We start from the raw sequence: 10,796 nt of genomic DNA, 5'->3' as shown, positions 1-10,796 counted from the left end.
GCCGCAGGCCCCGCCGACCCGCAGCTCGCCGCGCTGCGCGGCGCCGGGCTGCCGCCCGAGGCGCGCGCCATCGCCGACAACGCGGCGGCCATCGTCGCCGCCATCCGCGCCCGCGCGCCGGGCTTGCGCATCACGCTGGACCCGGTGGAGTTCCGCGGGCTGCAGTATCATGTCGGGGTGGCCTTCACCCTCTATGGTCCGGGCAACACCGGGGAGCTCGCGCGCGGCGGCCGCTACCGCAGCGGCGAGGAGGCGGCCACGGGCATGACGCTCTACCCGGACGCGGTGCGCCGCGCGGCGCCCGCCGGACCGCCGCCCCGCCGCGTCTTCCTCCCGCTGGGCAGCGACCCGGCGGCGGCGGCGCGGCTGCGCATGCAAGGTTTCATCACGGTGGCGGCGCTTTCGTCCGCCGACACGCCGCGGCAACTCCGCTGCGGCCACATCCTGCGCGGAGACAGCGCCGCGCCGATCGAGGAGATTGCTTGACCATGGCCAATGTCGCCATCATCGGCGCCCAGTGGGGCGACGAAGGCAAGGGCAAGGTCGTCGACTGGCTGGCGAGCCGGGCCGATATCGTCGTCCGCTTCCAGGGCGGCCACAATGCCGGGCACACGCTGGTGGTGGGCAACCAGACCTACAAGCTGAGCCTGCTGCCCTCCGGCGTGGTGCGCGGCAAGCTCGGCGTCATCGGCAACGGCGTCGTGCTGGACCCGGACGCGCTGCTGGGCGAGATCTCCCGCGTGCGGGGGCAGGGGCTGGATGTCGGCCCGCACAACCTGCGCATCGCCGAGAACGTGCCGCTGATCCTGCCGCTGCACCCGGCGATCGACAAGGCGCGCGAGGAAGCCCGCGGCGAGGCCAAGATCGGCACCACCGGCCGCGGCATCGGCCCGGCCTATGAGGACAAGGTGGCGCGCCGCGCCATCCGCCTCTGCGACCTGGCGGAGCCGGAGACCCTTTCGCAGAAGCTCGATGAGCTGCTGCTGCACCACAACACCCTGCTCAAGGGCCTCGGCGCCGCCACCTTCGAGAAGCAGGAGCTGCTGGACAAGCTGGTGGCGCTCGCGCCCAAGCTGCTGCCCTATGCCGAGGCGGTGTGGGAGCGGCTGGACGAGGCCCGCCACAGCAACAAGCGCGTGCTGTTCGAGGGCGCCCAGGCGGTGATGCTGGACGTCGACCACGGCACCTACCCCTACGTCACCTCCTCCAACACGGTGGCGGGCAACGCGGCGGCGGGCGCCGGCGTCGGGCCGCACAGCGTCGGCACCGTGCTCGGCATCGCCAAGGCCTACACCACCCGCGTCGGCTCCGGCCCGTTCCCGACCGAGCTGTTCGACGATGTGGGCAAGCGGCTGGGCGAGCGCGGGCGCGAGTTCGGCACCGTCACCGGCCGGCCTCGCCGCTGCGGCTGGTTCGATGCCTGCCTGGTGCGCCAGGCGGTGAAGGTGGGCGGCATCCAGGGCCTGGCGCTGACCAAGCTCGACGTGCTGGACGGCCTGGAGGAGCTGAAGATCTGCACCGGCTACCGGATCGACGGCGAGGTGGTGAAGCGCCTCCCCGCCGCGCTGGGCGCCCAGGCCAAGGCCGAGCCGATCTACGAGACGCTCGAAGGCTGGACGCAATCCACCCAGGGCGCGCGCTCCTGGGCGGAGCTGCCGGCGACCGCGATCAAGTACGTCAAGCGCATCGAGGAGCTGGTGGAGGCGCCGGTGACGCTGCTCTCCACCTCGCCGGAGCGCGACGACACCATCCTCGTCAGCGACCCCTTCGCGGGCTAAGGCGACGGGCCAGGGGGCGCCGCCCCCTGGCGCCCCCTGCCTGCAGCGGGGCAACCGGAACCGGTGACCGGCCGTTTTCCTGCCATCCCTTCATGGAGGCAGGCATGGCCGGCACCGCCCGGAAGACCGATCCCGAACTGTGGGAGACGGTCAAGGCCAGGGTCACGCGCGAGGACAAGGGCGGCAGGCCCGGCCAGTGGTCCGCGCGCAAGGCGCAGCGCGCCACCGCCGAGTACAAGGCGGCGGGCGGCGGCTACAAAGGCGCCAGGAGCGCCGACAACCATCTGAAGCAGTGGCAGGACGAGGATTGGGGCACCCGCTCCGGCGCGAAGAGCGCCGAGACGGGGGAGCGCTACCTTCCGCGCAAGGCGCGCGAGACCCTCAGCAAGGGTGAATACGACCGCAGCACCGCGAAGAAGCGGGCGGATACGCGCAAGGGCCGCCAGTTCAGCGCCCAGCCGCCGGATGTGGCGCGCAAGGCCGCCCGCGCCCGTGCCAGCGACGCCCCCACGCGCGAGACGCTGATGCAGGAGGCGCGCCGCCGCGACATCCGCGGCCGCTCCCGCATGACCAAGGCGCAGCTTCAGGAAGCCCTGGAGAAGCACGCATGAGCGGCGACCGCGACGAGACCATCGCGGAATTCCGCAAGGTGGTGAACATGGCGCCCGCCGCGCTGCGCGAATGGCTTGGCAGCGAGGAAAGCCAGAGCGTCGGCATGACGCCGGAGGGCGAGAAGGTCACCGGTAAGGGGCAGGGGGAGGCGGTGGGCCACCGGATGGGCCAGCGCATCCTGGAGATCAAGGCGCGCAGGCAGGCGGATCTGTCGGAGGAAGACCTGGCCGACATGCGCAAGGTCATCGGCTACGTCCACCGCCATGGCAAGCAGCGCCCGAAGGGCGATGTGGCGGACACGCGCTGGCGCCATAGCCTGATGAACTGGGGCCACGACCCGCTCGCCTGAAACGTCTCCACCTGAAACGCTTCGGGGCGCCAGTGGCGCCCCGGAACTGCCGTGCGAGAGAGGGAGACGGGTTCCAGGGGAAGGCCTGCTTCCCCTGGTTCTCACTCGGCCGTCAGGCGGCGTTCCATGATCTGCGTCTTCATGCTCTTCTGGAGCTTCTCGAAGGCGCGCACCTCGATCTGCCGCACCCGCTCGCGCGAGATGTTGTACTGCTGCGACAGCTCCTCGAGCGTGGTCGGCTCGTCCTTGAGGCGGCGCTCGATCAGGATATGGCGCTCGCGCTCGTTGAGCGTCTTCAGAGCCTCACCGAGAAGCTCGCGGCGGTTGGACATGTCCTGCCGCTCGGCGATCTCGGATTCCTGGCTCTCGCTCTCATCGACCAGCCAATCCTGCCACTCACCCTCGCTGTCGGCCCGCACCGGGGCATTCAGCGAATTGTCGGGCGAGGCCAGGCGCCGGTTCATCGACACCACGTCCTGCTCGGGAACCTGCAGCACGCGGGCGATCTTCTCCACCTGCTCCGGCTGCAGGTCGCCCTCTTCCAAGGCGGCCATCTGGCCCTTCAGGCGGCGCAGGTTGAAGAACAGCTTCTTCTGCGCGGCCGTGGTGCCCATCTTCACGAGCGACCACGAATGCAGGATGTACTCTTGGATCGCGGCACGGATCCACCACATGGCATAGGTGGCCAAGCGGAAGCCACGGTCGGGATCGAAGCGGCGGACAGCCTGCATCATGCCGACATTGCCCTCGCTGATCAGCTCACCGACGGGCAGGCCGTAGCCACGATAGCCCATGGCGATCTTCGCCACGAGGCGCAGATGCGAGGTGACAAGACGATGCGCGGCCTGCTGGTCGCCATTGTCCTTCCACTCCTTCGCCAGGCGGAATTCCTCCTCCGGCGAAAGCATGGGGAATTTGCGGATCTCCTGGAGGTAGCGGGAAAGATTGCCCTCAGGAGCAATAGGGATCATTGAAGTGGAAGCCATGGTCAGCATCTGCCTCCTGCACCGGCCGGGAGCCCCTGTGACGGCGAGCTCCGGGCGATAGGTCCGGTCGTCCCCGCGCAAGCCCTGACGCGCCGACCCGTCCAGGGGTCACAAGAATAAGGACGGTTCCGACGGCCGCGCCTTGGTGGTGGCACCCGGCGTTGGCGACAGGTGAACGCTACTCTTGTTGGCCGGGTTGCGCAAGAAAATCCCGACTGTAATAGTCGGGTTACGCCGGGTTACCGTCCAGCAATGTGAGAAGGGCCTGCATGTCGGGCGGCAAGGGCGCGGAGAACCTTAGCGCAGCGCCGGTTACGGGATGGTTAAAGCCAAGGGTTTCAGCGTGTAGCGCCTGCCGCGGAAAGGCCAGCAGCGTGTCCCGCGCCGCGTCCGGCAGACCCTTCGCGGCGGCCGGCAGGCGCCGCAGATAGACCGGATCCCCCACCAGCGGATGGCCGATATGCGACAGGTGCACACGGATCTGGTGGGTCCGGCCCGTGGCGAGTCGGCAGCGCAGCAGGGCGCAGGCACTGCCCCAGGCACGTTCCGTCACGAAGCGTGTCAGCGCCGGCTTGCCGCCCCGGCTCACCACGGCCATGCGCTTGCGGTCGGTCGGGTGGCGGCCGACCGGCGCCTCGATCTCCCCCTGCCGCTTCGCGGGCACGCCCCAGGCCAGCGCCAGGTAGGACCGCTCCAGGTCGCGGTTGGCGAAGGCCTCGGAGAGGATCTGGTGCGCCACCGCGCTCTTCGCCACCACCATCACCCCGGAGGTGTCCTTGTCCAGCCGGTGGACGATGCCGGGCCGCCTCTCGCCGCCGATGCCGGTCAGCTCCTCGCCCGCATGGGCGAGCAGGGCGTTCACCAGCGTGCCGTCCTGGTTGCCGGGGGCAGGGTGCACCACCAGCCCCGCCGGCTTGTCCAGCACGATCAGGTGGGCATCCTCGAACAGGATGGTCAGGGGAATGTCCTGGGCCAGCGGCGTGGCCGGCAGGGCCGCGGGCGGCGCTACGCGGTACAGCGCGCCGGGCCGCACCGCCTCGGACGGGTCGGTCAGCGGCGCGCCGTCGCGCGTCACATGCCCCGCCTCCATCAGCGCCTTGACGCGGGAGCGGGACAACGTGCCTATCGCGCCGGCCAGGAACCGGTCGGCGCGGCTGCCCGCATCGCCGGGGCCGGCGAGTATGTCATGGGGGCCGTCCGGCATGGGGCCGGGCTCGGCCGTTTCGGTGCGGGGGGTGTCGGTGCGCGGGCTCAAGATTCTTGTGGTGGTGATGGGGGTGATGATCATCGTCGCCACGGTGGCGCTGGTGGTGGCGTTGGTGCAGCGGATGAACAGCGCCGCCGGCGGGGTCGCCAACGGGATCGCCAGCGGGGTTAGCACGGATCTCGCCCTGCGCCAGCCGCCTGGTTCGCGGATCGGCCAGATCGCCGTGCTGGATGGCCGGCTGGCCGTGTGGGTGGAGCGGCCCGATGGCGCGCGGATCCTGCTGGTCGATCCGCGGGGCGGGCGCGTGGCCGGGGAGATCCGCCTGGGCGAGTGAGCCCGGGCTGCCGGAGGAGGAGGCCGATGCCGCACCAGAAGCCGAACCTGCCGCAGAAGCCCTGCGCCGGCTGCGGCCGGCCTTTCGCCTGGCGCCGGAAGTGGGCGCGGGTGTGGGATGAGGTGCGCTTCTGCAGCCAGGCCTGCCGCGATGGGCGGCATCCCGCCGCCAAGGCGGTGGCACGGGAAAAAAGCGTTCCGGATGCGGAAATGGAACTTCGGCCTCTTGATCGAGGCCGCACCACCCGATAGAAGCCCCCTCACACGACGCCTCCAGTCCCCTTCGTCTAGAGGCCTAGGACACCGCCCTCTCACGGCGGTAACAGGGGTTCGAATCCCCTAGGGGACGCCAAGGCTTTGCAGCCCTGGCCCAGTCTGGGCGTCTGTACATCCTCCCAAACGATCCTCCGCCGATGGCTGCCGTGCCTGGCCGGAGGCATATGCCTGCGGCATGGCCGCGGCTGCCGGGCAGGCCGTTCGGCGGACCTTCGGGCGCTGCCGTAAACGCCCCGTGGCCTGCGCTGGCTGCTCAAGGCGGCGCGCGCACACGGCCCCCGCCAAGCGGAGACGGGGCCTGCGCAACAGCTCTGTTACGGACGCTTAACCGGATAACCCGGATCACAAGCTCGAGCACCTTGCTGCGCAATGAGTCTCAGACATGATCCGTGGATGAGAATTCACCAATTAACTGAATTTGTCGAAATTTTGCGATGATATGCTGCGCTGCTCCTGCCGCCCCGGTGGGTGCATCCACAAAAAGCACGGCAGCTCTCCGTCCATGTCGACAAACCTCGTCATCTCCGATTGCGCCGCCGGCGTGGCGGAATGGGACCGCTTTGCGCAGCGTTGCGGAGCTTCGTTTCGCTGCGCGCACGGGGCTCTGGCCCTCTGGCAGCTCGATCATCACCTGCCTTACCGGCTCCGCCTGCTCGAGATCCACGCGGTGCGTGGTGGCGAGCGGCGGAAGATCGGCCAGTGTGCCGTGGGCATCAGCCTGCGGCGGCGGGTCTTCGCCGATAGCCTGCAATTGCTGCCCGAGGAGCAGCAGCTGTGGTCCGAGGCGATGCAGGCGGTGCTCGGCCGGCTCGGGGCGGGCGAGTATCATTATGGCTCGCAATGGAGCCTCGAAGCGCCGCGCGAGGCCGATCTGGCCGCGATCCCCGGCGTCACCGTCACCGCGGTCGAGCCCATCACCGTGCATGCGGTCTCGTTCCGGGAATGGAGCAGCTGGGAGGCCTATCTGCGCGGCCTCAGCAGCAATGCCCGGCGCAACGCCAAGCGGGCGCAGGAGCAGTTCGCCGACCTGGCGGTGGAGATCCGGCAGGGGCGGGAGACGCTGCGCCGCTGGCCCGCCCTGCAGGCGCTGAAATCCATGCTGGCGGAGCGCAAGCAGCTCGACTTCCGGCAGGCGCGGCATTTCCTGCGCTTCGCCATGCGGCTGATGGCGCTGCGGCAGAACAACTTCCTCGCCGTGGCGCGGGGCGGCGGCGAGGACATGGCTGCCTTCGCGGGCATCGATTTCGGCCCCAACACCTACTTCCTGGAATCCGGCGCGCGGGATACGCGCAACGGCACCGGCTGGCACCTGATGCTGACGATGCTGCAGCGGGCCTATGGCCGCGCGCCGGGGGGCTATTTCGTCATGGGCGCCCAGTATGCGCGCGACCCGGCCGATGAGGGGCTGCACTTCTCGCGCCGCCAGTGCCGCGCCGCGTTCCTGCCGACCAGCGAGGTCTCCTTCCGCTACGTCGCCGTCATGCCGAGCAACGTCGTGCCGTTGCAGCCGCTGCGCGCCGATCCGGTCCTGCCGGTGGAGGCTGAGGCGCTGATCGCCGCCCGCACCGGCTGAGCCGCCCGGAAATGCAGCGCCCCGCCGCGGCAGGGCCGGGCGGGGCGTGTTCCAGTCCGTTGCCGGGCCCCGGGCGCGCGCCCGGGGCGGCCGGGTTCAGGCCCGGCTGTCGAGCGGCGTGACGTCGCGCTGCGTGGCGCCGGTGTAGATCTGGCGCGGGCGGCCGATGCGCTGGCCCGGCTCCTCGATCATCTCCTTCCACTGGCTCACCCAGCCCACGGTGCGCGCCACGGCGAAGAGCACGGTGAACATGTGGGTCGGGATGCCCATCGCCTTCAGGATGATGCCCGAATAGAAGTCGACATTCGGGTAGAGCTTGCGGGAGACGAAGTAGTCGTCCGACAGCGCGATGCGCTCCAGCTCCATGGCGAGGTCGAGCAGCGGCTCGTCCTTGATGCCGAGCTCCCTCAGCACCTCGTGGCAGGTGGCCTGCATGATCTTCGCGCGCGGGTCGAAGTTCTTGTAGACCCGGTGCCCGAAGCCCATCAGCTTCACGCCGGAGTTCTTGTCCTTCACCTTCTCGATGAAGGAGGGGATGTTCTCGACGCTGCCGATCTCGTCCAGCATCTTGAGCACCGCCTCGTTGGCGCCGCCATGGGCGGGGCCCCACAGCGCGGCGATGCCGGCGGCGACGCAGGCGAAGGGGTTGGCGCCCGTCGAGCCGGCCAGCCGCACCGTGGAGGTGGAGGCGTTCTGCTCATGGTCGGCGTGCAGGACCAGGATGCGGTCCATGGCGCGGGAGAGGATGGGGTTCGGCTTCCACTCCTCCGCCGGCACCGCGTTCAGCATGTAGAGGAAGTTCTCGGCATAGCTGAGGTCGTTGCGCGGGTACACGAAGGGCTGGCCGATCGAGTACTTGTAGGCCCAGGCGGCGATGGTCGGCACCTTGGCGATCAGGCGGTAGGCCGCGATCTCGCGCTGCTTGGCATCCGAGATGTCGAGGCTGTCGTGGTAGAAGGCGGAGAGCGCGCCGACCACGCCGCACAGGATGGCCATCGGGTGCGCATCGCGGCGGAAGCCGTTGAAGAAGGTGCGCAGCTGCTCGTGCAGCATGGTGTGCAGCGTCACGCCGCGATCGAACTTCGCCAGCTGCTCCTTGGTCGGCAGCTCGCCGTAGAGCAGCAGGTAGGAGACCTCGAGGAAGTTCGACTTCTCGGCCAGCTGCTCGATCGGGTAGCCGCGGTAGAGCAGGACGCCCTGGTCGCCGTCGATATAGGTGATGGCGCTCTCGCAGGCCGCCGTGCCACCATAGCCGGGGTCGAAGGTGAAGACGCCGAGCTCGCTGTACAGCTTGCGGATGTCGAACACGTCCGGCCCGATCGAGCCCTGGATCAGCGGCAGTGTGGCGGATTTGTTGGATCCGTCGAGCGTGACGGTGACGGACCCTTTGGCCGTGCTGCTCATGGCGTCGTCCTCTTATCGGGGGGGCGGCGCCAGTCGGGCCGGCGCCGTCTATGATGCAGCGCAAGATTAGGCGTCGCCCCGCGGACTTGTCCATCCGGGGGGTGCATGGCTGGTGCCGCGAGGGCAGGATGGAACCCGGGTGGCGAAGGGCCGTTCAGGGGCGCGCGCGCCAGCTTTCCGGCGCGCCGGCGGGGTGGGACCAGAGGCCCCGCCCGGCGCTCCGCGCCGCGGCCTCGGCGGCCTGCAGGGCGGCGGCGCCGCTCTCGGCCAGCGCCCAGGCGGCGGCCACCAGGGCGGTGTTGGTCTCCAACCCGCCCGCCTCGCACACGCCGAGCGCCCGGCCGAAGCGGTCCCGCCCGCGCACGCGGCAGGCGATGTCGCTGCGCTGCACCAGCCGCGCCAGCGCCTCGGCCGCGGCGCCGCCGCAATCGAAGCCGACGCCGCCGGGCGTGGTGCAGGTCTGCCCGCGCGGGGGGGAGATCAGCCCGGCCAGGCGCAGCGTGCGCTCGCCCAGGCGCAGCGTGTCGCCATCCACCACCCGCACGCTGTCGGCGCTGGCCACCCAGTCCTGCTCGCGCGGGGCGGAGCCGAAGAGGTTGGCGGGAAGGCCGAGCCCGGCCATTGCCAGGACCAGCATGGCCAGGCTGGAGCCGAGCGCGAAACCGCGCCAGCGGCGCGGTGCGGGGGCGGGGCGGAAGATGCGGCGACGGGTCAACACGCCGCAAAGCGTTAACCCAGCCGGGCGGGGAGATTCAAGCGCCGGTTGAAGACTCCCGGCGCTCAGCCATCGTCCCAGAAGGGTTCGGCCCGCAGGAAGCGGCGCCAAGCGCGCAGAGCGGCGGGCCGGGTGTCGCGCCCCGCCGAGAGCGCCCAGCCTTCCGCCAGGCCGATCGCCCAGCCCGGCGCGCCCGTGCCCTTGCCCCCCTGCAGGCTGGCCACCAGGGCGCGGGCCGCCACGGTGTCGTTGGAAAGCCCCAGCGCCTCCTGCAACGCGCCGATCCGCCGGAGGAAGCGCCGCGCCGGCTTGCCGGGCCAGAGCGGCGCGAACAGCTCCGCCACGTAGCGCAGCCTCTTGGCCTCCAGCCGCAGCTCGTGCAGGGCGTGGTCGTCCAGCGACTCGATCTCCCGCCCGCCCTTGAGCAGCTTGCGGCGGCGGCGCGCCAGCAGCCCGGCCGCCTGGGCGCGCAGCGGCGCCTCCGCCGCGGCGCCGTCCGGCGCCCCCCAGTCCCGCATCGCCGCGAGGCGCACCGCCTGCCAGGCCAGGGTGTGGAAGGCCGGGCCCTCCAGGGTGGCGCGCAGCCGCGCATAGGCCTCCAGCCGGCGCTGCCCCGCCGCGCGCAGCAATTGCGCCCAGCGCCGGTCCGGCCCCAGCACCGTGGCCAGCTCGGCCCCCAGCCCGCCCAGGAACACGTCCCATTCGCGCGCCTCGCCCAGCCCCCGCGCTAGGTCCCGCAGCCCGGCATCGAGCGCGCGCAGGGCCGGCCCGTCCCGCATCGGGCGGAAGGCCTTCAGGCAGGAACGCAGCCGGCGGGCGGCGACGCGGAGCTGGTGCACCGCCTCCGGCCCGGCCTCCGGGCGGGCCAGCGGCGCCTGCGCCAGCAGCACATTCGTCAGGTGGGCGATGGCCAGCGCCAGCGCGTCGTCCGGCGTCGTGGCGCCGCCGAGGTCGGGCGCGCCCTTGCGGCGCGGGCGGGGCGGGGTGCCGCGCGCCAGGGCCAGCGCCAGCTCGTCCAGCCCAGCGGCAGCGGGCAGGCCGGGCAGGGCGGTCGCCACGGCCAGCACCGCCTCCGCCGGCCCCTCCAGGGTCAGAAAGGCCACGGCCTGTTGCCGCTCGCCCGCGCGCAGCGTGCCGGTGCGCCAGCGGAGCGCGACGCCGGCGGCATCGGGCGGCGACTGCGCCACCCGGCCCGCATAGTGCGCGACGGGCAGCAGCGCCGCCTCGCCCGCTTCCGCCGGCACCGCGTCCGCCGGGAGCACGGTGCCCTCCGGCAGGGGCGTGCCCGGCAGGGACAGGCCGGCCATGGAGGAGGTGCCGGACGGCGCGGCGCCGGGCCGCGCAGCCTCATCCTCCGGCACGCGCAGCGGGCAGAGGCGGCGGCCGCCCCGCGCAGCGGAGCGCAACGCCAGCCCGGCCTTGGCCAGCGTGCCGCCGGCGCTGTCCAGCCAGTCCCAGGCCTCGGCGGTGGCGCGCGGCCGGCCGCGCGCGGCCAGGGCGGGATGCCGCCAGAGCTTCGCCGCCGCCTCGGGCGGCAGCGTCAGGTCAAGGCACAGGGTCATC

The 10,796-nt window shown here is 71.5% G+C and carries 12 protein-coding genes and 1 tRNA gene; 8 read left to right on the top strand and 5 right to left on the bottom strand.

What is annotated here, in order from left to right:
- From ACFOY6_RS04645 to ACFOY6_RS04630, 4 genes are all read left to right on the top strand, one after another.
- The coding region (locus ACFOY6_RS04645; RefSeq protein ID WP_379649206.1) for an ATP phosphoribosyltransferase regulatory subunit at positions 1–486 on the top strand (486 nt) is incomplete at its 5' end.
- Between the two features lie 2 nt (positions 487–488).
- A complete protein-coding gene (locus ACFOY6_RS04640; protein WP_109515003.1) occupies positions 489–1,778 on the top strand; it encodes an adenylosuccinate synthase in 1,290 nt (429 codons plus the stop codon).
- Positions 1,779–1,882: 104 nt separating this feature from the next.
- A complete protein-coding gene (locus ACFOY6_RS04635; RefSeq protein ID WP_379649204.1) occupies positions 1,883–2,389 on the top strand; it encodes a hypothetical protein in 507 nt (168 codons plus the stop codon).
- Positions 2,386–2,739 carry a DUF3140 domain-containing protein gene (locus tag ACFOY6_RS04630; protein ID WP_379635012.1) on the top strand — a complete coding sequence of 118 codons (354 nt, stop codon included), beginning with the start codon at positions 2,386–2,388 and terminating at the stop codon, positions 2,737–2,739. Before ACFOY6_RS04635 ends, ACFOY6_RS04630 begins: the two co-directional genes overlap by 4 nt.
- A 101-nt stretch (positions 2,740–2,840) precedes the next feature.
- Here the strand turns inward: ACFOY6_RS04630 and rpoH are convergent, their stop codons facing one another.
- Both rpoH and ACFOY6_RS04620 read right to left on the bottom strand, forming a co-directional pair.
- Positions 2,841–3,725, bottom strand: coding sequence for an RNA polymerase sigma factor RpoH (gene rpoH, locus ACFOY6_RS04625; RefSeq protein ID WP_109515447.1), 885 nt, complete (start codon positions 3,723–3,725; stop codon positions 2,841–2,843).
- Positions 3,726–3,954: 229 nt separating this feature from the next.
- On the bottom strand, positions 3,955–4,929 hold the full coding sequence (locus tag ACFOY6_RS04620) for an RluA family pseudouridine synthase (RefSeq protein ID WP_379649211.1): 975 nt from the start codon (positions 4,927–4,929) through the stop codon (positions 3,955–3,957).
- Between the two features lie 37 nt (positions 4,930–4,966).
- Here ACFOY6_RS04620 and ACFOY6_RS04615 point away from each other — a divergent pair, with 37 nt between their 5' ends.
- The 4 genes from ACFOY6_RS04615 to ACFOY6_RS04600 all read left to right on the top strand — a co-directional run bounded on the left by ACFOY6_RS04615 (position 4,967) and on the right by ACFOY6_RS04600 (position 7,114).
- Positions 4,967–5,266: a DUF6476 family protein gene (locus ACFOY6_RS04615; RefSeq protein WP_109515448.1), complete on the top strand. Its 300-nt coding sequence runs from the start codon at positions 4,967–4,969 to the stop codon at positions 5,264–5,266.
- 26 nt (positions 5,267–5,292) lie between these two features.
- Positions 5,293–5,517: a DUF2256 domain-containing protein gene (locus ACFOY6_RS04610; protein WP_379649202.1), complete on the top strand. Its 225-nt coding sequence runs from the start codon at positions 5,293–5,295 to the stop codon at positions 5,515–5,517.
- Between the two features lie 24 nt (positions 5,518–5,541).
- A tRNA-Glu gene (locus ACFOY6_RS04605) sits at positions 5,542–5,617 on the top strand.
- Positions 5,618–6,043: 426 nt separating this feature from the next.
- Complete coding sequence (locus tag ACFOY6_RS04600; RefSeq protein ID WP_379649200.1) at positions 6,044–7,114, top strand: GNAT family N-acetyltransferase; 1,071 nt, start codon at positions 6,044–6,046, stop codon at positions 7,112–7,114.
- 96 nt (positions 7,115–7,210) lie between these two features.
- Here the strand turns inward: ACFOY6_RS04600 and gltA are convergent, their stop codons facing one another.
- From gltA to ACFOY6_RS04585, 3 genes are all read right to left on the bottom strand, one after another.
- On the bottom strand, positions 7,211–8,518 hold the full coding sequence (gene gltA / locus ACFOY6_RS04595; protein ID WP_379635002.1) for a citrate synthase: 1,308 nt from the start codon (positions 8,516–8,518) through the stop codon (positions 7,211–7,213).
- A gap of 154 nt (positions 8,519–8,672) precedes the next feature.
- Positions 8,673–9,233: a thermonuclease family protein gene (locus tag ACFOY6_RS04590; protein ID WP_379649198.1), complete on the bottom strand. Its 561-nt coding sequence runs from the start codon at positions 9,231–9,233 to the stop codon at positions 8,673–8,675.
- A 65-nt stretch (positions 9,234–9,298) separates the two neighbouring features.
- Positions 9,299–10,795 carry a CYTH and CHAD domain-containing protein gene (locus tag ACFOY6_RS04585; protein ID WP_379649196.1) on the bottom strand — a complete coding sequence of 499 codons (1,497 nt, stop codon included), beginning with the start codon at positions 10,793–10,795 and terminating at the stop codon, positions 9,299–9,301.
- Position 10,796: the final 1 nt, after the last annotated feature.

This window comes from Teichococcus aestuarii (assembly GCF_042651065.1).
GTDB lineage: Bacteria > Pseudomonadota > Alphaproteobacteria > Acetobacterales > Acetobacteraceae > Pseudoroseomonas > Pseudoroseomonas aestuarii.
The sequence above is the reverse complement of the archived record's forward strand: the minus strand, read 5'-3'. Positions and strand labels throughout refer to the sequence as shown.